20 protein-coding genes and 1 CRISPR repeat array are annotated in these 26,350 nt (G+C 38.4%); of the genes, 15 read left to right on the top strand and 5 right to left on the bottom strand.

All coding sequences use genetic code 11. From position 1 onward, the window contains the following. Positions 1 to 126 precede the first annotated feature (126 nt). The gene (acs, locus tag M9892_00985; GenBank protein ID MCO5252924.1) at positions 127 to 2,025 is read right to left on the bottom strand and encodes an acetate--CoA ligase; all 1,899 of its coding nucleotides are present in this window, start codon (positions 2,023 to 2,025) and stop codon (positions 127 to 129) included. Between the two features lie 426 nt (positions 2,026 to 2,451). Between acs and M9892_00990 the strand changes: the two genes are divergently transcribed. From M9892_00990 to lpdA, 8 genes are all read left to right on the top strand, one after another. Next, complete coding sequence (locus M9892_00990; GenBank protein MCO5252925.1) at positions 2,452 to 3,249, top strand: hypothetical protein; 798 nt, start codon at positions 2,452 to 2,454, stop codon at positions 3,247 to 3,249. Positions 3,250 to 3,281: 32 nt separating this feature from the next. After that, positions 3,282 to 4,076 carry a T9SS type A sorting domain-containing protein gene (locus M9892_00995; protein ID MCO5252926.1) on the top strand — a complete coding sequence of 265 codons (795 nt, stop codon included), beginning with the start codon at positions 3,282 to 3,284 and terminating at the stop codon, positions 4,074 to 4,076. Positions 4,077 to 4,082: 6 nt separating this feature from the next. After that, positions 4,083 to 4,553, top strand: coding sequence for a hypothetical protein (locus tag M9892_01000; protein MCO5252927.1), 471 nt, complete (start codon positions 4,083 to 4,085; stop codon positions 4,551 to 4,553). Next, positions 4,550 to 4,837 (top strand): T9SS type A sorting domain-containing protein, encoded by a 288-nt coding sequence (locus M9892_01005; GenBank protein ID MCO5252928.1) that lies wholly within the window; start codon positions 4,550 to 4,552, stop codon positions 4,835 to 4,837. Before M9892_01000 ends, M9892_01005 begins: the two co-directional genes overlap by 4 nt. Positions 4,838 to 4,949: 112 nt before the next feature. Continuing rightward, positions 4,950 to 6,002 (top strand): NAD-dependent epimerase/dehydratase family protein, encoded by a 1,053-nt coding sequence (locus tag M9892_01010; GenBank protein MCO5252929.1) that lies wholly within the window; start codon positions 4,950 to 4,952, stop codon positions 6,000 to 6,002. Between the two features lie 94 nt (positions 6,003 to 6,096). After that, positions 6,097 to 7,371, top strand: a complete 1,275-nt coding sequence (locus tag M9892_01015; GenBank protein MCO5252930.1) for a glycosyltransferase — start codon at positions 6,097 to 6,099, stop codon at positions 7,369 to 7,371. 112 nt (positions 7,372 to 7,483) lie between these two features. Further along, positions 7,484 to 8,545, top strand: coding sequence for a cytochrome-c peroxidase (locus M9892_01020; GenBank protein MCO5252931.1), 1,062 nt, complete (start codon positions 7,484 to 7,486; stop codon positions 8,543 to 8,545). Positions 8,546 to 8,624: 79 nt separating this feature from the next. Continuing rightward, positions 8,625 to 10,010 carry a dihydrolipoyl dehydrogenase gene (gene lpdA / locus M9892_01025; GenBank protein MCO5252932.1) on the top strand — a complete coding sequence of 462 codons (1,386 nt, stop codon included), beginning with the start codon at positions 8,625 to 8,627 and terminating at the stop codon, positions 10,008 to 10,010. A gap of 80 nt (positions 10,011 to 10,090) precedes the next feature. On the opposite strand, the gene M9892_01030 is transcribed toward lpdA, so the two are convergent. The 3 genes from M9892_01030 to mtaB form a co-directional block, all read right to left on the bottom strand. Beyond that, complete coding sequence (locus tag M9892_01030) at positions 10,091 to 10,924, bottom strand: aminotransferase class IV (protein MCO5252933.1); 834 nt, start codon at positions 10,922 to 10,924, stop codon at positions 10,091 to 10,093. A 63-nt stretch (positions 10,925 to 10,987) separates the two neighbouring features. Beyond that, positions 10,988 to 12,193, bottom strand: a complete 1,206-nt coding sequence (locus tag M9892_01035; protein MCO5252934.1) for a prolipoprotein diacylglyceryl transferase — start codon at positions 12,191 to 12,193, stop codon at positions 10,988 to 10,990. A gap of 16 nt (positions 12,194 to 12,209) precedes the next feature. Further along, entirely contained in the window at positions 12,210 to 13,535 is a 1,326-nt protein-coding gene (gene mtaB / locus M9892_01040) for a tRNA (N(6)-L-threonylcarbamoyladenosine(37)-C(2))-methylthiotransferase MtaB (protein ID MCO5252935.1), read from the bottom strand. Between the two features lie 233 nt (positions 13,536 to 13,768). Between mtaB and cas9 the strand changes: the two genes are divergently transcribed. From cas9 to cas2, 5 genes are read left to right on the top strand one after another with little or no spacing between them, the layout of a single operon-like run. Beyond that, entirely contained in the window at positions 13,769 to 18,445 is a 4,677-nt protein-coding gene (gene cas9, locus M9892_01045; protein MCO5252936.1) for a type II CRISPR RNA-guided endonuclease Cas9, read from the top strand. Positions 18,446 to 18,447: 2 nt separating this feature from the next. Continuing rightward, positions 18,448 to 18,933, top strand: coding sequence for a hypothetical protein (locus M9892_01050; GenBank protein ID MCO5252937.1), 486 nt, complete (start codon positions 18,448 to 18,450; stop codon positions 18,931 to 18,933). Between the two features lie 54 nt (positions 18,934 to 18,987). Further along, positions 18,988 to 19,623 (top strand): transposase, encoded by a 636-nt coding sequence (locus tag M9892_01055; protein MCO5252938.1) that lies wholly within the window; start codon positions 18,988 to 18,990, stop codon positions 19,621 to 19,623. A 20-nt stretch (positions 19,624 to 19,643) separates the two neighbouring features. Beyond that, positions 19,644 to 20,582, top strand: a complete 939-nt coding sequence (cas1, locus tag M9892_01060) for a type II CRISPR-associated endonuclease Cas1 (protein MCO5252939.1) — start codon at positions 19,644 to 19,646, stop codon at positions 20,580 to 20,582. A gap of 16 nt (positions 20,583 to 20,598) precedes the next feature. Next, on the top strand, positions 20,599 to 20,943 hold the full coding sequence (cas2, locus tag M9892_01065) for a CRISPR-associated endonuclease Cas2 (protein MCO5252940.1): 345 nt from the start codon (positions 20,599 to 20,601) through the stop codon (positions 20,941 to 20,943). 116 nt (positions 20,944 to 21,059) lie between these two features. Next, positions 21,060 to 22,950: direct repeats of the CRISPR family, unit length 47 nt; unit sequence GTTGTTTATGATGATGTCAAAGATACGAATTGAAAGCAAATCACAAC. A gap of 400 nt (positions 22,951 to 23,350) precedes the next feature. Here cas2 and M9892_01070 read toward each other — a convergent pair. Continuing rightward, complete coding sequence (locus M9892_01070) at positions 23,351 to 24,088, bottom strand: hypothetical protein (protein MCO5252941.1); 738 nt, start codon at positions 24,086 to 24,088, stop codon at positions 23,351 to 23,353. On the opposite strand from M9892_01070, the gene M9892_01075 reads away from it, so the two are divergent. Together M9892_01075 and M9892_01080 are read left to right on the top strand one after the other, a co-directional pair. Further along, a complete protein-coding gene (locus M9892_01075) occupies positions 24,078 to 24,704 on the top strand; it encodes a hypothetical protein (protein ID MCO5252942.1) in 627 nt (208 codons plus the stop codon). The two genes, M9892_01070 and M9892_01075, sit on opposite strands and share 11 nt — an antisense overlap. Then, a complete protein-coding gene (locus M9892_01080; protein MCO5252943.1) occupies positions 24,701 to 26,350 on the top strand; it encodes an MFS transporter in 1,650 nt (549 codons plus the stop codon). Before M9892_01075 ends, M9892_01080 begins: the two co-directional genes overlap by 4 nt.

The raw sequence follows: 26,350 nt of genomic DNA on the forward strand, positions 1-26,350 counted from the left end.
AGTGCTTCTTTCTATGATACAGGAATAAAGAATTTTAAATTTATTCAAGGTTATAGATGTTTAAGGGAAGATGATTGGAGTGGTTGGTGACAACACCAACCACGGCTGGAAACCTTTCCCCCTTAGTCAAGTCCCTTTTGCCCCGTCAATAATTTTGTTCACTATGCCGGGGTCGAGCAGGGTGGTGATATCGCCCAAATTAGAAATATCGCCTTCGGCAATTTTGCGAAGAATCCTGCGCATAATCTTGCCGCTTCGGGTTTTGGGCAAGCCTGACACGATTTGAATTTTGTCGGGACGGGCAAAAGCTCCTAATCTTTCTGATACAATTTTCTTTATCTCATCGGGGATATGAGTTGTGTCTCCACAATTTTCGACACAAATCACAAAAGCATAAAGTGCTTGACCTTTAATGTCATGCGGGAAACCCACCACTGCACTCTCTGCCACTAAAGTATGACTATTGATTACCTCTTCCACTTCTCCTGTTCCAATACGATGACCACTTACATTAATCACATCATCTACCCGACCCGTAATGCGATACATTCCGTTCTCATCCCTTCGCGCTCCATCTCCCGAAAAATACAAATGAGGATACAGTGAAAAATAGGTTTGTTTGAATCTTGCATGGTCTCCATAAAGGGTTCGTGCCATGCCGGGCCAAGGGAAACGCATGCACAATCGCCCTTCTGCCGGATTGCCGATTACTTCTTTGCCGTTTTCATCTACCAACAGCGCTTGCACACCCGGCAGGGGTAATGTAGCAAAAGCAGGCTTCATGGGCGTGGCATGAGCAAGAGTAGAAATTAAAATACCTCCCGTTTCGGTTTGCCACCAAGTGTCCACTATCGGGCATCGTTCCTTGCCTACATTCTTGTAGTACCATTGCCACGCTTCTTCGTTGATGGGCTCGCCCACACTGCCCAACACCCGCAACGAACTCAAATCTTTATTTTTAAAAATATCAGTACCAAAAGTTTCTAATGAACGAATAACCGTAGGTGCTGTATAAAGAATATTCACCTTGTGTTTATCTATGATATCCCAAAAACGTCCGTGGTCCGGAAAAGTAGGGATACCTTCAAAAATCACGGTAGTACCGCCATTGAGCAGAGGTCCGTAAAGAGTGTAACTGTGTCCTGTAACCCAACCTATATCGGCAGTACAGAAAAACACCTCACCCTCTTGGTAATTAAATACTTGCTTGAATGTATAAGCTATATAAATCATGAAACCGGCTGTTGTATGTTGTACTCCTTTGGGCTTACCTGTAGAACCGGAAGTATAAAGCAAAAACAGTGCATCTTCGGCATCCATTGGTACCGGCTCATGGCTGTTATCTTGTTTGTCCACCAAGTCTTGCCACCACACATCGCGCCCTGCAACCCAATTCAGACTCTCATTCATGTGTTTAAAAACAAGACAATGTTCAATGGAAGGTGTTTCTGCAAGCGCAGTATCTGCAATCTCTTTGAGCATCACTTTCTTATTACCTCTGTAAAAAGCATCGGCAGTGATAATCAATTTACATTTAGAACCATTGATTCTGTCCCGTAAACTATCTGCTCCGAATCCGGCAAACACCACCGAGTGAATGGCACCTATTCTGGCGCAAGCGAGCATAGCAACAGCTCCTTCTGGTATCATGGGCATATATATACATACCCTGTCGCCTTTTTGTACTCCAAGACTTTGGAGTGCATTGGCACATTGGCAAACTGACGCATGGAGTTCTCGATAGGTGATTTTTCTGTCGGCATCTTTTGGATTATTAGGTTCGAAAATAAGAGCCGTTTTATTGCCAAACTTAGCAAGATTGCGGTCTATCGCATTGGCGCAAATATTGGTAGTGCCACCAGCAAACCATTTTATTTCAGGAGTGTCAAAATCCCATTGGAGTACTGAGTCCCATTTTTTATACCACACAAATTCTTCGGCTATTTCTGCCCAGAATGTTTCAGGGTGTGATACACTCCTTTGGTAAGCTTCGCGGTATTCTGCAAGGTTGGATATCTGTTTCATTATTGACTTGTATTGTGCTGGCTAAAGTAGAACAAAACATAAAAGGCTGTTATGTCTTTTCCACCAATACAATACAAATCCCTATGACAAATAAAGAATTGAATGATTTAATATGCCGAATACAACCTCTGATTATAAAATTTCCACCTTTGATTAAGTTTTATGTTTCGTGCTTGCTTTGTATGTTTATTTTGATTTAACTTTGCACATAGAGACCTAAATTTTATTATTCAACCCTTAAAATAAAAATGTTATGAACTACAAAAATTACTCTCCCAAAGGTTACAACACCTACCTACCTACCTACCTACCTACCTACACAAGGTAATAGGTCTAAAAACATCTTTTTCGGCTTTTTCTAAGATTTGCTTGCTGTTTATTGTTATGGTATTTTTTCACTCAAATATCACAGCTGAGACATTTGGAATGCCATTCATCAAGACCTGTTACCAAGAATTTCAACAGCAGTATAAGCATCCACAGAAAATTAAATTACTAAAATCGGGGACAAGTGTGGATGTAACCTTTGGAAGCACCAATATTGGCGACATCTCTGCTTTCCATATCTATGCAATCGTTGACAACATTCCTCTTTTTTATGATTACATAGAGTATCCGGATCCTTTTACTACTCCATATACAATAGTAGGAGTTGCAGAGCTAAATACTAACCAAAAGTATAGGATTGTACCTGATTCTAAATATGGTGTTGGCAGTTTCGTTTCTTATGATCCTTTTGAAATTGAATTTGTAGATTTTGAATTCACTCTCAAGAACCCCAATCCGCTCAAAGACGATAACTGTATTCAATTAGGAGATAACGGAATGTTGGAGTTAGAGCACAATCTGACGGGTTTGTGTATGACTCCGTCATTTAAATTTCGTTCTACACCCATTAACTTATTTGGCATCCCTTTCCCTGCAGAATCTTTTTCTATAAAAGTATCTGAAAATCAATTAGAATTCAACAACATATTTGCGGGATTCACGATTAACCCTGAAGATTGTTATCAGCCTTATCATCAAGTTGATGAATATGGAAATATTTATTCAGTTCCAAAATGCGAAAATTTCGACCTCGACATTACCTTTTATCCTTGCGTTTTTGCCGAAGGCGACCCTAATTGTCCTCCATTTACTATAACACAAAATTTTTTAATCTGCTGCAAATGCAGAGAGCATGCAACCGGTTACGAAGGACCAATTTGCACTAATTGCGACTGATCTTAATTGTATAACTTTTAAAATTAACAAAAATGAAAAACTTAATTCAAACTTCAATCCTTAGTTTTTTTGCAATGTTCATGTTGAACGCACAAGGTCAATGGATGGAAGTTAGATACATTGATTTGGGTACTAACTGCATTAGCCCCCTACCAAATTCTTACTTTACTACACCCGCACATTTTGAAGTTAAATTTTCGATTGTCAACTATGGACCGGACACTATTATACCGGAGGATTCAGTTAGAATATACATGGATTTCAAAACCGCTAATGGCATTTATAATGGAGATTTTGGTTATGTTTACCCGTGCAACATTTCAATCCTACCGGGAGATTCAATTGTGCTGACAAAAACAATATCAATCGACTCAATCCTTTTCTTTGACAATGATTTCCACCTCTCTTGTGAAGCGTGGCTAAGAAATCGTTCAATAAATATTCATCGCCCTTATATCGGAGAAATTGCAGGCGACCCAAAAACAAATCGTGAAAATAATTTCTGGTATCGCAAGATGAAGCACCGCTCCATTATTAGCTCAATTGAGTTCATAAACAATTCATCGCAGGATTTCAATTATTACCCAAATCCTGTCAATGATATGCTCACAATTCAATATAACAACATCAGTCGAACACCACAACGTATTGAATTAATTGACATCAACGGGCGCTGTATGTATTCTCAACCAATCCTTCGGGCAGAACACATAACCGACAGAGCAATACAGATAAACATCCCTGCTTATTTGCAGAATGGAATCTATCTCCTGAAATTATATGTAAACGATGTACCCACTTGGCAGAAAATCATTATTCAACGATAGAACTTTATGAGGTCAATTCTAATTTGTCTGCTTCTGCTAATTGGACATTCAACTTTCTCCCAAGAAAGGAAAGTACACTTAGTTCCAATTGAGATTATTGAGCCAAGATACAATGATACTTTTGATGAAGACAAGAATGGCACAAAAAGAGTGGGTGTGTTTGCATTTACAAATCAAGGACCCGACTCTCTGTTGATGGGTGACAATATAGAGTTCTATGCAAAATTTGCAACAAGCAAACACTATGTTATACGTTCTTTAGCTCCCGGAGAAACAGACACTATCAAATATTCATATATTTCTTCAGCATTTAGGACTGAAACCCACAATATGGAATTTTGTGTCTATCTTAAATCTGTACGCAACTCCAAAAATATTGAAATTACAAAAAGAAAACAGCCTATGTTGACCCAGACAAACAGCTATGCACCAAAATTATATATTACTCTATTTATTCTCCCAGACCTGAGAAGTTGAATTTTATTGACTCCTCCATTATCAACAAACCTTCATCCACCTATTATTATTCGCTTTTCCCTAACCCTGCATCAGGCTATTTTTTTGTTAGATTAACTGATAAGGAGATAAACCCGCAGCAAGTTGAATTGATTGATGCTGCCGGCAAGATTCAGCTATTAGAATTTGAAATCTTCAGTCCTACATTAATTAGAGTGAATGCAGCACAAATGGCAAAAGGCTTGTATGTATTCCGTTTGATTTCAAAAGACGCTGTCAGAACAGAGAAAGTACAAATCGAGTAAGCACAAGTATGCAACATAGAATGAGCTGCTTATTTGATATTTACTTTAAGCTTCTATTCTCAATTACGGGCTAAAAAACGTAGTTTTGCGCCCCTACATTCGTTATTCCTTTATGTCAAAAATACATTTAGTTTCAGGGGGTTGTGGTTTTGTTGGACGCAATCTGATTAAAAGACTTTTGCAAACAAGCAACGATACAATCTTTGTTGTGGATGACTTGTCTGCAGGCACTCCTCCGCCCGATGCGTGGTATCACGAGCCATTGCATGAAGAAGTGCAAGATTTGCGAATCTACGGAAGCAACAAACGCTTGATTTTCAGAAAAGGAGATTTCCGCGATTTTCTGTATGAAATCAGAAAAGACCCTGAATTTATCAACAAACGCTATGGGTTTAATTTTCCTCGTTTTTCTGATGTTTACCACTTTGCCGCCATAGTAGGTGGACGAGCCAAAATAGACGGAGACCCTATGGTTGTCGCACTCGACCTCAGTATAGACGCAGAACTTTTTTATTGGGTTTGCAACTACAAGCCGGCAAGAGTGTTGTACCCCAGTTCTTCGGCTGCTTATCCCATTGATCAACAGACCGAATCGGAAGCGGTGGCACTCAAAGAAAGCGATATCAATTTTAACGGCAGACTGGGACAACCCGACATGACCTACGGCTGGAGCAAACTCACAGGAGAATATTTGGCACAAATTGCCGCTCAATATTACGGCATCTCAGTTGCCTGTATCCGACCTTTTTCCGGCTATGGCGAAGACCAGGATTTAACATATCCCATTCCGGCAATAGCAGCACGCGCAGCCTCTCGCGAAAACCCGTTTGAAGTTTGGGGAAGCGGTAAACAAGGACGTGATTTTGTACACATTGACGACTGCATTGACGCGATTTTAATGGCGATGGACAATATTTCTGACGGTTCTGCCATCAATATTGGCTCAGGTAAATTGACCTCTTTTCTGGAAATCATTGAAGTATTTTGTAAAATTGCAGGATACAGTCCTACCATAAAACCCTTGTTAGACAAGCCTGTGGGTGTTCACTCACGCTATTCTGACATGAGCTACGTAGCAAACAAATTCGGATGGAAGCCCAAGATTTCTATTGAGGAGGGAATGAGAAGGGTGTACAACAAGGCACTTGAAAGAAATAATGAATAGTCGGGCATAGCATTCCTTATCAGTTTATTAGCTTCTTAATGAAATTTCTCACAGAATCATAATTTTGCAAAACACATAAGAACCTATAAATCATTTGTCAAATCAGGCTCCTAAAATAGTTTGTTTCGGTCCCGGACCGGCTTTCAAAGGTGGCATTGCCAACTACAACACCTCTCTTGCACTTGCTTTAGAAAAAGAAGGAGCAGATGTCCATATAGTTTCATGGACACAACAATATCCGGCCATTATCCCCCGCGATTTTAAAGACCGCGCAAGCAAAAGCGACTTATTAGAAGGGACAAACATTAAGGTGAGCTATTTGACCAATTACAACAATCCTTTTTCGTGGGCACAAACCGTTCGTTACATCAAAAGCCTTAATCCCGACAAAGTGATTTTCCAATGGGCTATTGCCATTCAGGGCTTACCAATGGGTTACATAGCACGCAAACTCTGCAAATGGGGCAAAACAGAAGTTATTTTTGATTGTCATCTCGTTGTACAAAAAGAGGGTTCATCCTTAGATAAATTTTTCACTCGCATGGGTTTAGCGCATGCCCACACTTACCTGGCACATGCCTACAAAACCGTAAATGAACTTAAAGAGGTTTTTCCTAAATTTCAATTTGCCGTAAACGAAGACGGTCAAAGAACTACTTCGCCTCAACGCAGTGTCATTAAACTATACCACCCTGTGTATGACCTTTTTAAACCCAATACAAGTTTTGATGTAGCCAAGGCAAAAGCAGCAATGGGATTAAAGCAAAATGTGTTCTTGTTTTTTGGTTTTATACGCAAATACAAAGGCTTACACCAAGCAATAGAAGCCTTTGACAAGGTTTGCAAACAAAGAGACGATGTTTCTTTGCTGATTGTAGGCGAATCATTTTGGAACACTTTACCCAAAAACAACGCAGGTGCAAGGCTCAAGAAATTTTTATTTGGCTTAGCCAAAACCATTTTTCTCAAAAAGTCAGATGATGAACAAAATTACAAGCCCTTGGATTTGATAGACACACTAGGGTTGCAAGAGAATGTCAAAGTGGTGAATGAATTTGTACCCAATGAAGACGTGCACAAATACTTTCAAGTGAGCGACAATATTATCTTGTTTTATTTGACAGCAACCCCATCCGGAGTTGAGTCCTTGTCTTATAATTTCAACCTTCCGGTTTTGGCAACCAAGGTGGGACATTTCCCCGAAACTATTATAGATGGATTTAACGGGTATCTTGCAAATGACAGAGATTTAGAAGACATGGCAAATGTAATGCTCAAAGCCATAGAACAGCCTATTCCGAGAGAAAACATCAAGAAATCTACTGAAAAACTCAGTTGGAAAAACTACGCCAAAGCTATCTTGAAATAAGTTGAAAAGGGCTTAAAATTTCTTACCACTTTGAATTAAAATCCTTTGTATGAGTGAGTATCTTTTCTAACTTTGCTTTCTCATTTCATTCATTTATTTAAACACCATTCACATGAAAAAATTCCTAACAATGACAACTTTGGCAGCAATGGGTGCCATCATCGCTTGTAACAGCGGTCAAAACCAAACGACAGTCCAAACAGAAACACCCCAAACAAACACGGATTCAGTGCTTATGGAACTTGCTAAGTCCACGTTTGGAACACTGCCGGAAGTAGTCACAAACCCTGACAATGAAATTAGTAACGATAAAGTCCTTTTAGGTAGGGTTTTATTTTTTGACACAAGACTGTCCAAAAAAGGGAATATAAGCTGTAACTCTTGTCACGCACTTGACAAATTTGGCGTTGACAACGAGCCCACCTCCCCCGGTGATGACGGCATCAGAGGAGGGCGCAACTCTCCAACCGTACTCAATGCAGCTTTGCAATTTATGCAATTCTGGGACGGAAGAGCCAAAGATGTTGAAGAACAAGCAGGTGGACCTATTCTCAACCCTGTTGAACACAATATACCCGATTCAGGATTTTTGATTAAAAAATTGAGTAAAATACAGATATACAAAGATTTATTTGCAAAAGCATTTCCGAATGACAAAACCCCCATCACATATACAAACCTTACAAAAGCCATTGGAGCATTTGAAAGAACGCTTATTACCCCTTCTCGCGTGGATAAATTCATTGCCGGTGATGCAACAGCTCTTACAGATGAAGAAAAATCAGGGTTTAAAATCTTTATGGATGCCGGATGTAATACATGTCACAATGGACCGGCTGCCGGAGGGATGCTCCTGCAAAAATTTGGCGTATATGGCGACTATTGGACAGAAACCAAATGCGCTAAAGTGGATTCAGGTAGATATGATGTAACAAAAAATGAAGCCGACAAATACTTCTTCAAAGTCCCCTCTTTGCGCAACATCGAAAAAACGTTCCCCTACTTTCATGACGGAGGCGTGACTGATTTGAATGAAGCAGTTAGAATCATGGGAAAAATACAACTCGGCAAGGATTTAACCCAAGAACAAATTACATCCATTGTTAGCTTCCTCAAAGCATTTACAGCCGATATTCCCGAGGATTTGAAACACGCACCCGAAGGCTATTTATAAGCTCCAATCTTTTGACTTTCACGAACCCGAAATAATAACTTAATTTGCACCGCAATTTAAAAACCAATAAAAAACAGATATGAAATTTGATGTAGTAGTATTAGGAAGCGGACCCGGTGGCTATGTGGCTGCTATTAGAGCTTCTCAACTCGGACTTAAAACAGCTGTCGTAGAGAAATCAGAACTTGGCGGAGTATGCCTTAATTGGGGCTGTATTCCTACTAAAGCTCTGCTTAAATCTGCGCAAGTATTTGAATACATTCACCATGCACAAGATTATGGAATCACCGTTAAGGACTCTAAGGAAGATTTCGGTGCAGTTATCAAACGTTCCAGAGGCGTTGCTAATACCATGAGCAAAGGGATTGAATTCTTGATGAAAAAGAACAAAATCACTGTCATCAACGGCTATGGCAAATTAGTAGCAAAAGGCAAATTGGAAGTGGAAAACAACGGCAAAAAAGAAACGGTTGAAGGTACACATATAATCCTCGCTACAGGAGCGCGTTCCAAAGAATTACCTAATATTAAAATAGATGGTAAAAAAGTAATCGGATACCGTGAAGCCCTTGTGTTGGACAAAAAACCGGAAAGCATGGTTATCATTGGCTCTGGCGCCATTGGCATGGAGTTCGGCTATTTTTATTCCACCATGGGAACCAAAGTTACGATTGTGGAATTCTTAGACAGAGTAATGCCTGTTGAAGATGATGAAGTTTCTAAGGCAATCGAAAAAATTTACAAGAAAAACGGAGTAGAAATCATGACTTCAAGTGCTGTTGAGAAAGTAGAATCAACTGCCAAAGGTTGCAAAGTAAGTATCAAAACTGCCAAGGGCGTTGAGACTATTGAATGTGATATTGTGTTGTCAGCAGCAGGTGTTCAAACCAATATTGAAAATATAGGACTTGAAACCTTAGGAATCAAAACCGACAAAGGCAAAGTAGTCGTTGATGAATTTTACAAAACAAATGTAGAGGGCATATATGCCATAGGCGACATCGTACCCGGACAAGCACTTGCACACGTTGCATCTGCAGAAGGAATTATTTGTGTAGAAAAAATTGCCGGACACAAGCCTGAACCGCTTGACTACGGCAATATCCCCGGCTGTACTTATTGCCACCCTGAAGTAGCTTCTGTCGGGCTGACCGAAGCACAAGCAAAAGAGAAAGGATATGAAATCAAAGTTGGAAAATTCCCATTCTCAGCATCCGGAAAAGCCAATGCAAACGGAAGCAGAGATGGATTTGTGAAAGTGATTTTTGATGCAAAATATGGCGAATGGCTTGGTTGCCACATGATTGGAGAAGGTGTAACAGACATGATTGCTGAAGCGGTTGTAGCTAGAAAATTGGAAACTACAGGGCTTGAAATCATCAAAGCGGTTCACCCACACCCAACCATGAGCGAAGCCGTAATGGAAGCGGCTGCACAAGCTTATGGCGAGTGCATACACTTATAAGAAAGTATTGTTGTTTTTCATAGTGTTAGAACAGGGGCTGTGATTCATTTTGCAGTCCCTTTCTTTTTGGATTAAAAATTTCATAGCTGTTGCAACAAACCCAGCAGTTTACGGGTCATACTACCCAACTCAAACTCACTGTCTTCAAAACTTCCCACCCATTGAATTCCCTTGATGGCATTGGTCAAAAACAACTCATCCGCATAACAAATATCATTTCTGAACAGAGAAGTTTGCAAACATTCAATCCCGTTGTCTTGTGCCAACTGAATAACAGCCCTGCGCATTACACCATCAAGACAATACTCAGATAAAGGAGGTGTAAGAAGGGTTGCACCCTGAACAATAAAAAGATTAGAAGAACTCGCTTCACAGAACCTTTCAAATTGATTGGTAACCAACACATCATCTACCCCATTTTGAAATGCAAAACGCGCTGCCTGAACGTATCGGATTGAAGAGGTTGTTTTGAGCAAAGACAAATAATCAGCCGGCTTGGGTAAATGCGAAAACTCTTTCGTCCTGATACCAAGCTCGTTCAATTCAAACTTGTTTGATTCAAGCGCACTACCCGTTATCAACCAATTAAAAAATTCGGTATCCGGCAAATAAGCACCGGCTCCTTGTCTGAATACAATAATCTTCACTCGTGCATTTGTCCATTTATGATGTTTGCAAAATCGCACTATATGTTCTTGCCAAAATCCCGCGTTCCAGAAAGGTGAAATTGCCCAGCCCAATATCTTTGCACTTCTTGTGAGCCTTTCTGCATGCAAATTCAATAAAGGAATTTCCCCATCCATAACCCTGATGGACTCAAACAATCCTTCTCCAAATTGCCACAAACGGTTGTCTTCCTCAAACAAATTTTTGTTTGACTCCACAAATGAACCATTAAACATTAAGCCTGACATAGCTATATGAAGGATTGCAAATGTATAAAAAGAAAAAATAGTTTAAAGCTCCGTAGGCTATTATCAAACAGAAGCAGAACGTGCAAGAGTGCCTTTGTATTTGGACTTAGCATACACAATCAGCGCTATTCCACACAACATCAGCATAACAGAAATAATTTCTGCTTGGGTTACTTTCATCCCCAAGAAATGTAAGACCGTATTCACCCTGATTTTTTCAATCCAAAATCTTTCAAAACCGGCAAGTATCATATAGATTCCAAACAACACACCGGGTGTTTGAATCTTTTTTCTCAAAGACCACAACACAAAAAAGAAAATTCCACACACAATAATTTCATACAAAGGCGTAGGAAAAACATCAGCCACCAAATGCGGAGTTTCTGCAAAATTGCAATTGATATTCGCTAAATATTCCGGGGTGCCCACTGTAAAAGGATTACACTCTCCATTGACATTATTGGGATAATCATAAGCCCAAAACCATTTGGGCAACCATGAAAGCCAAGCAGGCATGGGCGAAGTGTTCACAATGCCCCAATCCCCATCTCCGGAAATATGACAGCCGATTCTGCCCGTTGCATAAGCCAACATCATGGCAGGACCTCCTACATCGAGCATCTGCAAGGGTTTTATACCTTTTTTGTTGGCATACCAAATCACCGCTAAACCTCCACATATTAACCCTCCAAAAAATGTCAGTCCGCTAAACGAAAGCAATGAATCCACCGGGTCTGCAACAAACTGATCCCAGTTTTCAAGATTGTGAAAAATCTTAGCCCCTATCAACCCCGCAATAGCCGCAAGTACGGTCATATTGCCCATGTATTGAAAAGGATGTTCGGTGATGGTTTGCTCAATGGGCGGGGATTTGCGCTGCTTTTTATCTTCATAATTTTTATAAAAAACAATGGCAATAGCCGCTACTATACCCAGCACCCAGTTTCCTTCTAATGACAACAGAAAAGAGCGCGGATCGCTCATACTACTACTAAAAAATAAAATCGGCAACAGTTTGAATCCCAACAAAAAACCCAAAAAACCACTCAGTACATACTCAGATTTCGGATAGGGCTTACCTATTACTACTCTTATCTGTTTGCCGGTCAAAACACCCTCTTTTTCTTTGCGTTTCAACTCGAGCGCCATCGTATAGTGAGCCAACAAAAAAGAAATGGCTACAAAAAAACCAAAAGATTGAACTACGCGCAGAAACGGGATGTGTAACCCGAATAAATCTGCAAACATGTCATAAAGAGTAGGATACATTGAGTAGTATTAGATATTACATTAATTTTAAAGCAGTAGCAGCATATTCAGAAACTTCTCCCAAAACATGCATTGACTCAGGGTCAACAGAAATCATTTTAACAGGTACTATTTCATTGATTAACATAGGGTCATAATCAGTCTCAACACGAATATAGTTGGGTGTAAAACCATACATTTTGCCTGCCCTTTCTTCTTTTTCAAAAAGCACGGGAGAGATTTTACCCAAATTTTCGCGATAGAAAAGCTGTCTCTTTTTTTCAGACAAGTTCATCAGTTGTTGAGTGCGCTCCCCTCTTGTTTTTACAGGCACCACATCTGTCATCTTCCACGCAGTGGTATTGGGTCTTTCGGAATAAGGAAAAACGTGAAAATAGCTCACATTCAACTGATTCAAAAAATTGTATGTTTTCAAAAACTCCTCATGACTTTCTCCGGGGAAGCCCACAATCACATCCACGCCAATCGCACAATCAGGCATAGCAGCCTTGATTCTTTCAATTTTTTCTTCGTATAATTCCCTCAAATACCGTCTGCGCATGGCTTTTAATATGGTGTTAGAACCACTCTGCAACGGAATATGGAAATGAGGGAGAAATTTGTTGGAACTTGCCACAAAAGCAATAATATCATCCGTGAGCAAATTGGGCTCAATAGACGAAATACGGTATCGTTCAATCCCCTCTACCTTATCCAGTTCTTTGATTAAATCCAAAAAACTCTCATTGTGATTCACCCCAAAATCGCCCAAATTACATCCTGTCAATACAACTTCTTTAACATCAGTTGCGGCAAGTTCTTTGGCGACTCTCAGCGTATCTTGCACATCTAAACTTCGGCTGCTGCCACGCGCCAAAGGAATGGTACAAAAAGAACAAAAATAATCACATCCGTCTTGGACCTTCAAGAAAGAGCGGGTACGGTCATCACCGGAGAAACCGGGCACAAAGTCCTGCACTTTTTTGATATTGGAATGTGCCACTTCTGCTTTTTCTTTTTTTGTAATGTCATTGAGATAGTTCATTAAGTTGAACTTCTCTGCAGCACCCAACACTAAATCAACTCCTTCAATGGTTGCAATCTCACCGGGTTTCAACTGTGCATAGCAACCAATGACTGCCACAAAAGCATCAGGGTTGTATTTCAACGCCTCTCGCACAATTTTTTTGCATTTTTTGTCGGCATGGTCAGTAACAGAACATGTATTTATCACATACACATCCGGTCCTTCTGTAAAATCTTTGCTAACATATCCAATCTTCTCCAACTGCTGATTGAGCGAGGAGGATTCCGAATAATTGAGTTTACAACCCAGAGTATAAAAAGCCACCGACCTATTCATTTGGTTTTCCCTGTTTGAAGGCTGCAAAGGTAGTTTATCCGTTTACAAATGAAAACGCAAGTAAGACATTTTGTTGGAATGATAGATGGAATCTACTACAAATAAAAACGAGGCAAACTTGCGAATGCCCCGTAGTAAATGTTTTCACAACGGAATAATCCTTATTGTGATTTGCTTTCAATTTGCAAATCTAATCGAAATAATGTTACTTGCAAACCAAAAATGAAACGACAATGAAAAAAATATTAGGATTGGACTTAGGAACAAATAGTATCGGGTGGGCGTTGATCGAACGAGATTTCGATAATAAAGAGGGTAAAATTCTTGGCATGGGAAGTCGAATTATTCCGATGGGACAGGAGTTAAGCAAATTTGAACAGGGGCAAGCACAGACTAAAAACGCAAACAGGCGTATTGCTCGTGGAATGCGAAAACTCAACAAACGCTACAAACAAAGGCGTAACAAACTAATCTACGTTTTGCAACAATTAGAAATGTTACCTAAGCAAATCAAATTGTCTGAACCATTTGAAAATCCATTGAAAATAGATAAGGTTTCTATTCTTCCGATTGGTAAAAAACAAAAACAATATTCTGCTATTGACTTATTAGAGTTGCGAGTAAAAGCATTAAATGAACCAATTTCATTGGAAGAATTAGGTAGGATAATCTATCTATTTAATCAACTGCGTGGCTATGCAGGTGGAGGTAATGAACCTGAAAAGGAAGATGCCAGCGAAGAGGAAAATGAAAAAGAAGAAAAAAGTGGAAAAGAGAGTTATGTAACATTCGGAAAAGTATTGTCTCTTTCTGAATACAAAAACAAAGAACTCAAAAAGTATAAAGTATCTGTGGAAACCGAAGATGGAGAATTAAAGGGAGATACTTACTTAGACATTTTGAAAGTGGGTGAATCGTTTGAATTGCTAGTGAATATTACGGTCTCGAAGAAACATGGAGAAACGACTGTTTTCAAATTACCCAACAAGACAAGTTGGCGTAAGAAAATGGAAAATTTGGAAAAGGAACTGACCGAATTATCTAAAGAAAAAGGTAGGGAAATTTATTTGTCGGAATACTTTCTTTCCATTTTAAAAGAAAACAAGTGGGCGAAAATCAGAAACAATGTTGTACTTCGCTCGCGTTATCAGGCAGAGTTTGATAAAATATGGAAAACACAAAGCGAGAATCCCGAAGGTACATTATACAAAGCATTACAAACTCTTTCGCAAGAAAAGTTATTGGAGATACTAAAGTTTATTTTCCCTGGTACAAAAGAAACGCAAGAGAAGTATCGACAAGCAGGACTTGAAAAAGGACTTTTTCATCTCATTAGAAACCAAATTATTTATTATCAAAGAGAGTTAAAAGACCAAAGCAATCTTATTTCAGATTGTCGTTTTGAAAAAGATGAAAAAGCAGTTGCAAAAAGTCATCCCGTATTTCAGGAATTTAAAATTTGGGAGCAAATCAATAAACTGACCATAAATACCAAAACAGAAGATGGCAAAAATCGAAAAGGAGAAATAAAGTATAAGTATGTGGACAGGCCTATTCCTTCTGCTCTTAAAGAATGGCTCTTTGATGAATTGCAAGAGAAAAAAGAAATTGGGTTTGGTACCGTACTCAACAAATTGAAAAAAGAATATGGCCTACGTGACGGAATTGATTTTCTGAATGGAATGAATCCAAAAGCAAAGTTACGAGGCGATGAAACTAAACTACAACTCAAAAAATCATTAGGAGAACACTTTTGGAACACTCTTGGTTTAGTGGACAAAGAAAGACAAATTGAGTTGTGGGATATTTTATACAACGCAAAAGGCAACGAGTATGACTTGGAAAGCGAGCGTACCTCAAAGGTTTTAAGTTTCATAAAAAAATATACAACGAACGTTGAAAATACTGAACAAACAGCCATTCAGATAAGCAAAATAAAATTCAACAGAAGCTACGGTGCTTTGAGCCTTAAAGCGATTGAAAAAATACTACCACTTGTAAGGAGTGGAAAATATTTTTCAAATGATATCTCCGATGTATTAAAAGAAAAAATTATCAAATTAGTTAATGAAAATGTAAGTGACCCATTTGAAAAAGCGGCACAAGAGTATTTGGAAAGCAATGTGGAGGTTTTGGCAGAAGGCGGCATTATGAATGCTTATGCAACCATATTAGTGTATGATAAACATACGGCAAAAGAATATGGAGAAACTGAACGTATTGACAGCTATCAAAAAATTCAACGATTAACACCCGGAGAGTTAAGAAATCCATTGGTGGAGCAACTGATTAGTGAAGCATTGATGATTGTAAAGGATATTTGGAAACAATATGGAAAACCTGATGAAATACGATTGGAGCTTGCACGCGAGTTAAAAAATAATGCGGATAGAAGAGCAAAAATTTACAAATCAAACAGAGCAAATCAGACAGCAAATGACGAAGTCAAAAATCTCTTGATTGAGCTCAAACAGGAAATAACACTTGCCAATATTGAAAAATATAAGTTGTGGCTTTCACAGGAAAATCTTGCAGACGAATTTGTAAAACAATACAAAGACCCGTCAAAATCGGAAGTTGAAAAAATGAAACTATGGCGTGAACAAGGACACGTTTCGCCATACACAGGGCAACCAATTCCCTTATCTGATTTATTCAACAGAGAACGATACGATATTGACCATATCATACCGCAATCGCGCTATTTTGATGATTCATTTACCAATAAAGTCATTTGTGAAAAGGCAATCAATAAAGAAAAGAGTAACCGAACCGCAATGGAATACTTTGAAGTTGGTTCTTCTATTCCGTCTGTCTTCTCTAAAGAAAATTTTATTGACCACGTAAACAAAAGATTTGAAGGACAAAAACGGAAAAACTTGTTGGCAACAAAAATGCCCGAAGACCCGGTGGCAAGGCAGATGAAAGAAACACAATACATTTCCGTAAGAGTAAAAGAAGAATTAAACAAAATTGTAGGCAATGAAAATGTAAAAACAACCACAGGCGGAGTTACCGATTATCTGAGAAATCAATGGGGTTTGACGGATAAGTTTAAAGAGCTTTTAAAAAGTCGTTATGAGAAATCGCAACCATTGCTTGCTGAAATGGAATATGCAAAGTATCTCAAAGTTTTGGAGCAGAAAAAAGAGTATGAAGAAAAAATAAAAAAACTTGAAGAGAAAAAAGATGAATATATTAAGGAAAAAGGGGAAGACGAATACGATAAGGTACTAAATGAGTATAATGATAAAATAAAAGAGTTTACAGCCATTGAACTAACCAAAGAACAATTCATTCAGTCGTTCAACAACAATTTCTTTCAAAAGAAAAACAACAAACTCGTCATCAAAGGTTGGAGCAAACGTATAGACCACAGACACCACGCTATTGATGCGTTGGTAATCGCTTGCACAGAGCCTGCACACGTGAAACGATTGAATGATTTAAACAAAGAGTTGCAAAATTGGCTTGATGAACACAAGAAAGATATTTTGCCTGACTTTGAAGGAAGCCCAAGTGAATTGTTAGATGAAATTCTCAATCTTGATGAAAGCAAACGAAAAATAATCTTTAAGCAAATTGAGAAATTTAAGGCTATTGATATGCCGTGGAGTGGATTTCCTGAAAATGCAGAACAGGAAATTCAGAAAATTATTGTTTCTCAAAAACCGAAAGACAAACTACTGATTCAGCCCGATAAAAATGGGCAATTACAAATTAAAATCCGTGGACAGTTGCACGAAGGAACTTTGTATGGAAAAAGTCAAGGGGTTGAAGCGTATAGAATTCCACTATCAAAATTTGCAGGAAAAAAGTTTGCTACCGAAAAAACGATTGAGAAAGTAACGAATAGTTATTTGAAAGAAGCTATCAAAGAACATTTGGAGAAAGATTTTGACAATAAGAAAGAAGAAGCGTTTTCGGCAGAGGGGATATTGGCATTAAACAAGAAATTATCAGAAAAGAAAAGAGCCAATGAATGGAAAAGAAAAGGCAAGAAGAAGAAAGTGGGAGAAACTGCACCTCATACACCAATTTCTTCCGTAAAAGTATTTTATAGAGCCCCCGAAAAAATTAAAAAGAAAAAAGGGCAAGAAGAAGCTGATGAGGCATTAGAACGACTTAACAGAAAAAAGGCCTACAACGAAACATTACTCGTAAAAACAGGGGACAATTATCTGTTTGCTGTTATGGAGAAAGACGGTAATAGAATCTTTGACCTTATTACATTTTTTGAAGCAGTACAAAAATTAAGAGAGGAATTCAACAGGTATTCTGATAAAAAAGCATTTAGTAAAGAGCAATTTTTCAAATCCTATTTTGAAGAAAAGAACAAAGCAAAACTATTGTTTACTCTTAAACAAGGCGACCCTGTATATATGTCCGTTGATGGTGAAGAAGTAATAACTGACCCTGAAAGCCCACTTTATGAAAGTTTTTGGAACGATAAAGTCGCAAGAAGTAAGAACATTCATTTTGTAACTAAATATAGTGGTAAACAGATTTATTTCATCAACAATAGAATTGCTGATACTATTGTTAGAGGGAAAGAATTTGGTTCGCAAAATGCCTATGAAATTATTGATGGTCGGTCAATAAAAAATCATTGCATTAAACTCAAAGTAGATAGATTAGGCAATATCACAAAGTCGGGAAACCCCAAAATAATTTCACCGAATGACACCAATACAGTATCTGAACCAGCGGTGAACTACGAAAAAAAAAAGTGGACTTTGAAAAGCTTTAATTCCTTTGAATCAATGGAACAAGATCAGTTGGCCTACTATGCATCTTTGCCCCCAATAGAACGACTGAGGGCTTTAAAAGAATTGGCATTAAACGCTTTTGGTTTCAGTCAGGAATCAGACATGAATGTATCTGAACGTAAAATAAAATTTGAGCAATAACGATGAATATATTTTTTAAAGAACATCAGGAAATTCTAAACGCACTCATAAAGCATCATGTAAATTTTATGTTGATAGGTGGCTATGCCGTAAACTACTACGGATACCATCGTACTACCGGGGACATGGATATTTGGCTGGAGCCCTCCAATGAGAATAAGGCATCGTTGCTACAAGCCTTAACCGATTTGGGATTTGATGAAAAAGGGATCAATACGGTAAGGAGTTGGGATTTTACCAAGCCTCAAAAATTTCATATCGGAAGCGATGGACAGCCGGATAAAACGGAATTTATGACCCATATTTCAGGTATAATGTTTCAAAATGCTGCTGAACAAAAAATAATTACGGACATTGATGGGCTACGTTTGCCAATGATACACTACAATAGTTTGATTCAAAATAAAAAATCAACCGGAAGGACAAAAGATTTAGCCGATGTGGAGTATTTAGAAAAAATCATGCATTTGAAAAATAAACTCAAATGATTAAACACCCTCTTTGTTTTACAATGGATAAATAATAAAAAAAGAGAAAGTTAAATGCTCCAATTCAACACCTTTTACCATATCTACAACCACGCCAATGGCGATGACAACCTTTTTCGGGAAGAAAAAAACTATCCTTTCTTTCTTGAAAAATACCATCAGCATATTGACCCGATTGCTGAAACTGTTGCTTGGTGTTTGATGCCGAACCATTTTCATTTGCTGGTAAAAATTAGAAGCGAAAAGGAGATCGTTGATAATTTTTCTTCTTCCGCCTCCGCTAACTTTTCTAAAGTTCTAAACTTTAGAAAAGTTGAAGTTCTCGAAGAAGAAAAATTAAAATTCCTCAGCAAACAGTTTTCTAATTTTTTCAGCAGTTACTCACAGGCTTTTAATAAGGTTTATAACAGGCGCGGCTCATTATTCCTCAAAAATTTCAAACGCAAAGAGATAAGCAATCAAAAATATCTCAAAACCTTGATTCTGTACATCCACCTAAACCCTGTCAAACATGGATTCACACGAGATTTGGCAGAGTGGAAATGGCACAGCTTTCAAACTTTCTTTGAGGAGCAACAAGATTTGTCAAGCGAATTATTTGACAATGAAACAGGATACAAGGAAATCCACCTCCGCAAGCAAAACTATTTTAATGAATACGAGTCGCTGGAAAACTTTCTACTGACTTAGTCCAACAGACAGTTTCAATCATGATTAAACGCACACTCTATTTTGGCAACCCTGCCTATCTCAGCCTAAGCTACAAACAACTATTAGTTAGGCTTCCCGAAGTTGAAACGAACAAAACCCTGCATGACAAATTCAAAAAAGAGGCGGAATCCCAAATCCCCATTGAAGATATTGGGCTTATCATTTTGGACAACAGCCGGATAACCATCACCCAATCCGTCATTGCAGAGCTGTTAGACAACAATGTTGCGCTGATAACCTGCGACAATTCGCACCACCCAACGGGCTTGATGTTGAATTTAGACGGAAACAGCCTGCAAGCCAAGCGCTTTATGCACCAAATAGAGTCTTCTGCACCGCTCAAAAAACAGTTGTGGCAACAAACCATCAAACAGAAAATCAACAATCAGGGCATTTTGCTTGAGAAACAAAAACACGGCAATCCGCAAATGCTGTATAATATGGCAAAGCAAGTCCGCAGCGGAGACCCCGAAAACCACGAAGGCAGAGCAGCAGCCTATTATTGGCAAAACATTTTTGGCGAGGAAAAAAAATTTCAACGCGACCGCGAGGGCAAACATCCAAACTCATGGCTCAATTACGGCTATGCCATATTGCGAGCCGGTGCCGCCCGTTCTTTAGTGGGCAGCGGATTGTTGCCCACATTGGGAATCCACCACCGCAATCAATACAACTCATACTGTCTTGCAGATGACATCATGGAACCTTACAGACCCTTTGTAGATGAATTGGTTTGTAAACTATTGCGGATATTCCCCGAATCCACAGGCGAAATTACCCCCGAAATCAAACACGCTTTGCTAGGAATTCCTGTCATAGATGTGGAAATTGGAGGCAAGAAAAGTCCTTTGATGCTTGCATTTCAAACTACTACGGCAAGTTTGTCTAAATGTTTTGAAGGAAAAGAATCCAAAATCCTTTATCCGCAAATGCTCTGAAAGAACATGAACCAATATGGCAACACAAGACCGTTTTAATGCATACAGAATCATGTGGGTATTAGTATTTTTTGATTTACCGACCGAAACAAAACAAGACAGAAAACGCTATAGTGAATTCCGCAAAAAGCTGATTGAAGATGGCTTTACGATGTTTCAGTTCAGTATTTATCTGCGCCATTGCCCCAGCAGAGAGAATGCAGATGTACATATCTTGCGAACCAAAAAACACTTGCCCGAATCAGGACATGTAGGGATATTGTGTATCACAGACAAACAATTCGGAGATATTGAAATTTATTACGGTAAAAAACCATCTGACAACCAACACAAAATAGTGCAGCAATTACAGATGTTTTAATGTAACTAACAAAAAAAGGGGATTGTGCTTTGCACAATCCCCTTAAAAAAATCATTTTTTTCATCGCATCAAAACTACCAATAACCCATACCTACCAAGGCTTTAAGCCATGTTCTGTTGTTTATGATGATGTCAAAGATACGAATTGAAAGCAAATCACAACTATCAATTCTGTGATTAACATTTTACCAAAGTTGTTTATGATGATGTCAAAGATACGAATTGAAAGCAAATCACAACCTACTTCCATAGGGGGACGTGGGGTTGGAAGTTGTTTATGATGATGTCAAAGATACGAATTGAAAGCAAATCACAACAAATAAAACTAATGGAAAGAGAAGAAAAAGGTTGTTTATGATGATGTCAAAGATACGAATTGAAAGCAAATCACAACAATAGTAATTGTTTTCATCTTGGTTGATAGGTTGTTTATGATGATGTCAAAGATACGAATTGAAAGCAAATCACAACTAGTTACATTGTTAGTTCTATTACTTCAGGTTGTTTATGATGATGTCAAAGATACGAATTGAAAGCAAATCACAACTCTCGGAAGGCTTTATCCGTTTTATTATCAGTTGTTTATGATGATGTCAAAGATACGAATTGAAAGCAAATCACAACAAACAAACAATAATATGTCAAACGAAGAACGTTGTTTATGATGATGTCAAAGATACGAATTGAAAGCAAATCACAACGCCCACGATGCAGATGCGCAATACAACGAGGTTGTTTATGATGATGTCAAAGATACGAATTGAAAGCAAATCACAACCATAGCACGCGAGCAAAGTAATCTTAAATGTTGTTTATGATGATGTCAAAGATACGAATTGAAAGCAAATCACAACAGAATTTTAGGAGAAAGAAATTCCATTTGCGTTGTTTATGATGATGTCAAAGATACGAATTGAAAGCAAATCACAACTCCTACAGAAAAAGGGTTATTTAGTATTGGGTTGTTTATGATGATGTCAAAGATACGAATTGAAAGCAAATCACAACAAGAAGTCGCCCACAGCAGCGTAGGTTTCGGTTGTTTATGATGATGTCAAAGATACGAATTGAAAGCAAATCACAACACATTTGCCAACGGTCAAATATTCAGGCTTGTTGTTTATGATGATGTCAAAGATACGAATTGAAAGCAAATCACAACAGCGGCTCTATCGGAGCAACCTACGAGAGTGTTGTTTATGATGATGTCAAAGATACGAATTGAAAGCAAATCACAACGGGATATGTGCATTTGCCAGTGCCATAAAAGTTGTTTATGATGATGTCAAAGATACGAATTGAAAGCAAATCACAACTTGTGCTTGCAAGTCTCTATATTTCTGCAGTTGTTTATGATGATGTCAAAGATACGAATTGAAAGCAAATCACAACTGAGTTACTGTAAAAGATTTACCTAGTCCGGTTGTTTATGATGATGTCAAAGATACGAATTGAAAGCAAATCACAACACACCCTCAAGAATGTTAAAAAGATGATAAGTTGTTTATGATGATGTCAAAGATACGAATTGAAAGCAAATCACAACAACTACCAAAATGATATTAAAGTTGCTCATGTTGTTTATGATGATGTCAAAGATACGAATTGAAAGCAAATCACAACTGAAGCGAAATTAGAGACTTACGCAACCGGGTTGTTTATGATGATGTCAAAGATACGAATTGAAAGCAAATCACAACATATTGTGAAAATGACAGTAATTGTCATGTGTTGTTTATGATGATGTCAAAGATACGAATTGAAAGCAAATCACAACTTGAAACGTTCAGTTTCACTATATTTGTACGTTGTTTATGATGATGTCAAAGATACGAATTGAAAGCAAATCACAACCAGATTCTGATATTTTAGAATTTCTAAGTGTTGTTTATGATGATGTCAAAGATACGAATTGAAAGCAAATCACAACGATAAACTCTTTTGAGTAAGACCTCCCAAAGTTGTTTATGATGATGTCAAAGATACGAATTGAAAGCAAATCACAACGCAGGGCAAGGTCTTTTATACTCTTGCCCAAAGCTGCATTGTACTGAGCATAACGCTCTGTGCTGCCGCTCACGGTTTTGAGCCGCACGTCCAACGCCTCCATTTTGGCATGAGCCTGTGTACTCTCCTCCACTAATCCCCACACTTTTTGCGCAGCAAACACTCCCGCCATGGTTACCCCCAACTTCTGAATCATGCCGTCCATCTTGCTTGTTTGCTTTTGGGCGTTTGTCAAGTTCTTGCCAAACGTTCCGTCCATCAGGTTTATCACATATTCAAGGCTCATCTTGCTCATATTCTTATTTTTTTTGTTTGGTTGTTAATTTTTGTTGTATCTTTGCAGTATTCCAAAGCGGCTAAACTATGTACAAACATGGTTCAGCAAGCAATGGAGAAAGGCTCACTCTGTGAGCCTTTCTATTTTACCCCCTATTTTCCTTAATATATATCTCGCACTTTTGTGTACAATGATAACTCTTTCAGGTCTATCGTCTTTCCAGCGCATTATTAGCTGATTATTGATTGCTTTCCAGTCCAAATCGTTCACCTCCATAATGACTATGTGAGCCATTTGTTTTTCAATCGCATCGTCAAAGTGATTTTTAAAAAAACGTACAACTTTTGTTCCTTCTTGCTTTTTTAGTTCCCAAATTCTCCCTCTTAATATAGCATCAGGATTGTTAAAGTTCGAGAGTGTTTGTCCCAAATGTGTTTTTAATTCAGGTAGCATATAGGCAGTTTCGCCTTTCCTTATAAAAGGAGACAGTTGTGAAATCTCTCGTTTATATGTGTTCTCGTTGCTAAATACGTGTCGCATGATTATTCCGCCACTTTTGATGTTGTATTCCTCCCACCCATGTTGTAACTTCGGCAACATCTCGCACATGGCTTTGTTCATGGATTTAAACAGTTTTTCATCACTAAACTTCACAGGTGTTAGCCCCATTTCCTCATTTTTTGCTTGATTCATAAAGGGCATATTGTCCGTAAAAATCTGCTTCTTTTTCAAGTAATCCCGCTCAAATGCCGGCTTGGTCTTGAAGTCATTTGGTGCAACTATTGTGCTGCCTGCAGGCGGCTCAAATTCTTGGGTCAGAAAACAGCGACAGTTATAGTCAAGAGGCGGGGTGTACTTCATCCTGTTGGGGTCATCCACACGAAATGTAAATCCATTCAGAGCCGCAGTTGTTTATGATGATGTCAAAGATACGAACCTAACTCCGAGACAGTGGGTTTGGGTTAGAAGCAAATATTTCCAAAATTGGTTTGGTCGTTGTCTCAAATTAAGTGAACAAGAGCAAATAAAATCATTAAATTTACAAACTTTACAAAACATATATTATGGCTACAAAAACGGAAACAGAAAATCAGAAAGACTCTCCGAAAAAGAACAACAAGGACTTGTCGAAGGCAGACAATCACTCGTTGAAGCAAGCAAAATACTTGGAGCAGATAGAGGACTTCAAGCAGGACGGAGAGTGGCTTCGGAACGTCCAATCAAAGACATACAACAAGAAACCTTAGAAGAATACGCGAAAAAAAAGACGTATGGAGAATCTGTTGCAATCGTAGAGCAGAATAGAGTTAGACCCTATAAAAATAGTCCTTTAACATTTGAAGAAGTTAAAAAGGATATACAAGATAAAGGGTATGAGGCTGTAAATCAAAGCAAATCACAACCGCTTGTTTTGTGGCATAGAGTTGTTTTATTGTGTTATGCTTGCAGTATAGTATTATTGTGCCAACAAAAATGAATACGGAAAACAAAAAAACTTTCTTTACAACCATTAAGTCTATGAACAAAAACTTCTGGGTTGCCAGCATGATGGAACTTATGGAGCGCTGGGCTTGGTATGGAATTTTCACCCTCTTCGGATTGTATTTGGTTGGCTCTACGGACGAAGGAGCTTTGGGTTTAAACCACATCGAAAAAGGAAAAATAATGGGCGACATTACAGCCATTCTCTACCTTTTACCGGTGTTTTTTGGGGTAATTGCAGACAGAATCGGTTATAAACTCTCTCTTACAATTGCCTATATCATTATGATTGCAGGGTATTATCTCATGGGAGAAGTCAACACATTTTGGATGATGTATATGGCATTCCTTTTTGTGGCATTAGGAGCCGCTTTTTTCAAACCCGTTGCTTCTGCCATCGTTGCAAGAAACACTGATGATTCTACAGGAACACTCGGTTTTGGCATTTTTTATATGATGGTAAATGTAGGCGGTTTTGTGGGACCTGTCATGTCTTCAACACTTCGCACAGAATTCGGATGGAAAATCATTTTTCTGCAAGCGGCTTGTGTCATCACACTCAACTTGCTCATCCTTCTTCTGTTCTATAAAGAAAAGAAAGAAGTGAACGAGAAACCTAAAGAATCATTGGGTGCTGCTCTTTTAGGCTCTCTATCCAATATCATCAGCGCACTCAAAGATGTTCGTTTGAGTCTATTGTTGCTTTTGATGGTTTGTTTTTGGACAATGTTCAACCAACTGTTTTACACACTACCCAATTTTATTGAAGATTGGGTAGATTCAAGGGTTTTGAGCGATTGGATTAATAATAACATTCCTTTTTTAGGCACTGCAATGACACAGAATGGTTTGATAAAAGCCGAATGGTTCACACAGATAGATTCCTTTATGATTATCTGTTTGCAAGTGATTGTATCCTATTTTGTTACCAAAATGAAGCATATTAGTGCGGTCATTCGCGGTGCGGTTATTGCCACTATTGGCGTTGGTTTAACTTTTTACACAAACAATCCCTATTACACCATTATTGGCACAGCGATTTTTGCTATCGGAGAAATGATGTCCAGCCCTACTGTCTCATCGTTTATTGCGCTTATTACACCCAAAGGCAAAGAGGGTTTGTATCAAGGAACATACTTTTTGCCGGTTGCGTTGGGAAACTACTTTTCGGGGCTTATTGCAGGTGATTTATATCAAGCATGGTCTGACAAACTCAGTTTACTCAAAAAAGAAATGTTACACCGCGGAATTGATATGCCCGAAGTTGTATCAAACAATGAGTTTATTGAAAAGGGCGCGCATGCACTTCAAATGTCTATTACTGATTTTGAAAATAAATTTCATCTCAAGGCGCAAGATGTGGACTGGGCAACCTCTATTCAATCTTTTAAGAACTATGCAATAAACAAAGGCATTGACATCAGCTCAGTACATACTCCTTTCTCAAAAAACGATTATTTTGCTTTGGCAGAACAAAAACTCAATATGCAACATTGGGACATGGCTGAAATGTTATGGAACAATTATAATCCAAACAAAATTTGGTGGGTAGTCGTTGGAATTGGAATCTTTTCTGTGTTAACGCTAAGCTGGTATAACAAACGCATTATTAAACGCGCAGTAAAACAAGAATCCCTCTAA

Source organism: Bacteroidota bacterium, assembly GCA_023957335.1.
Lineage (GTDB): Bacteria > Bacteroidota > Bacteroidia > NS11-12g > UBA955 > JALOAG01.

What these genes read in the sequence shown, in the direction of transcription:
- acs (MCO5252924.1), bottom strand. Translation starts at nt 2,025, where the DNA reads ATGAAACAGATATCCAACCTTGCAGAATACCGCGAAGCTTACCAAAGG.
- M9892_00990 (MCO5252925.1), top strand. Translation starts at nt 2,452, where the DNA reads ATGCCATTCATCAAGACCTGTTACCAAGAATTTCAACAGCAGTATAAG.
- M9892_00995 (MCO5252926.1), top strand. Translation starts at nt 3,282, where the DNA reads ATGAAAAACTTAATTCAAACTTCAATCCTTAGTTTTTTTGCAATGTTC.
- M9892_01000 (MCO5252927.1), top strand. Translation starts at nt 4,083, where the DNA reads ATGAGGTCAATTCTAATTTGTCTGCTTCTGCTAATTGGACATTCAACT.
- M9892_01010 (MCO5252929.1), top strand. Translation starts at nt 4,950, where the DNA reads ATGTCAAAAATACATTTAGTTTCAGGGGGTTGTGGTTTTGTTGGACGC.
- M9892_01020 (MCO5252931.1), top strand. Translation starts at nt 7,484, where the DNA reads ATGAAAAAATTCCTAACAATGACAACTTTGGCAGCAATGGGTGCCATC.
- lpdA (MCO5252932.1), top strand. Translation starts at nt 8,625, where the DNA reads ATGAAATTTGATGTAGTAGTATTAGGAAGCGGACCCGGTGGCTATGTG.
- M9892_01030 (MCO5252933.1), bottom strand. Translation starts at nt 10,924, where the DNA reads ATGTCAGGCTTAATGTTTAATGGTTCATTTGTGGAGTCAAACAAAAAT.
- M9892_01035 (MCO5252934.1), bottom strand. Translation starts at nt 12,193, where the DNA reads ATGTATCCTACTCTTTATGACATGTTTGCAGATTTATTCGGGTTACAC.
- mtaB (MCO5252935.1), bottom strand. Translation starts at nt 13,535, where the DNA reads ATGAATAGGTCGGTGGCTTTTTATACTCTGGGTTGTAAACTCAATTAT.
- cas9 (MCO5252936.1), top strand. Translation starts at nt 13,769, where the DNA reads ATGAAAAAAATATTAGGATTGGACTTAGGAACAAATAGTATCGGGTGG.
- M9892_01050 (MCO5252937.1), top strand. Translation starts at nt 18,448, where the DNA reads ATGAATATATTTTTTAAAGAACATCAGGAAATTCTAAACGCACTCATA.
- M9892_01055 (MCO5252938.1), top strand. Translation starts at nt 18,988, where the DNA reads ATGCTCCAATTCAACACCTTTTACCATATCTACAACCACGCCAATGGC.
- cas1 (MCO5252939.1), top strand. Translation starts at nt 19,644, where the DNA reads ATGATTAAACGCACACTCTATTTTGGCAACCCTGCCTATCTCAGCCTA.
- cas2 (MCO5252940.1), top strand. Translation starts at nt 20,599, where the DNA reads ATGGCAACACAAGACCGTTTTAATGCATACAGAATCATGTGGGTATTA.
- M9892_01070 (MCO5252941.1), bottom strand. Translation starts at nt 24,088, where the DNA reads ATGAAGTACACCCCGCCTCTTGACTATAACTGTCGCTGTTTTCTGACC.
- M9892_01080 (MCO5252943.1), top strand. Translation starts at nt 24,701, where the DNA reads ATGAATACGGAAAACAAAAAAACTTTCTTTACAACCATTAAGTCTATG.